Source organism: Bacillus sp. LR--39, from assembly GCF_053613335.1.
Genome location: NZ_JBSIOT010001047.1, coordinates 1 through 648, shown reverse-complemented (window position 1 = coordinate 648; position 648 = coordinate 1). Strand labels below are relative to the sequence as shown.

The 648-nt window shown below is 47.2% G+C and carries 2 protein-coding genes; both read right to left on the bottom strand.

What is annotated here, in order from left to right:
• A partial coding sequence (locus ACWHAR_RS28330; RefSeq protein WP_452088601.1) for an aminotransferase class III-fold pyridoxal phosphate-dependent enzyme occupies nucleotides 1–406 on the bottom strand: 406 nt, incomplete at its 3' end.
• A partial coding sequence (locus ACWHAR_RS28325) for a 6-carboxyhexanoate--CoA ligase (RefSeq protein WP_452088600.1) occupies nucleotides 387–648 on the bottom strand: 262 nt, incomplete at its 5' end. The genes ACWHAR_RS28325 and ACWHAR_RS28330, both read right to left, overlap by 20 nt.

The window sequence follows — 648 nt, the reverse complement described above, 5'->3', positions numbered from 1 at the left end:
TCTCCGGCTTGCCGATGTTTTTCCAATATTGAAAGGCCATCTTCAGCGCGATTTCCATTGCTGCGGCGCCGCTGTCCGAATAAAAAACACGCGTCAGATTTTCCGGCGTGATCTTGATTAACACCTCGGCAAGTTCTGTCGCCGGAACATTTGTCATTCCCAGCAATGTCGAATGAGCGATTTTGCCGAGCTGTTTTTTGATGGCCTCATCCAGTTCCTTCTTGCGATGGCCATGGACATTGAGCCATACTGAAGAAAATCCGTCGTAGTACACCCTGCCGTCGATATCTTTCAGCTTGATTCCCTGCCCGCTTTCGATGATCAGCGGGTTTTCGTCATAGTCTTTCATTTGGGTAAAAGGCAGCCAAAGATATTGTTTGCTTTTCTCAACGAATGATTGATTCATGATTTACCTCCTGACCAATGAATACAGGCTGTTTTTCCAAATCGTCTATGCAGCTTTTTACATCTGCTGATCCATCAACAAAAAAAATCCGGCAGCCGCTTTCGTCCCCATGCTCTTTCATCTTTGTCATCCGCTGATAACCCAGCTTTTTAGCCGCAACATAGCCCGTTATGTAATCAGGGTCATCCGACCAGCATAATTCGGCGATGACGGCCGGGTGCTCACATACCTTTGAGGCGATG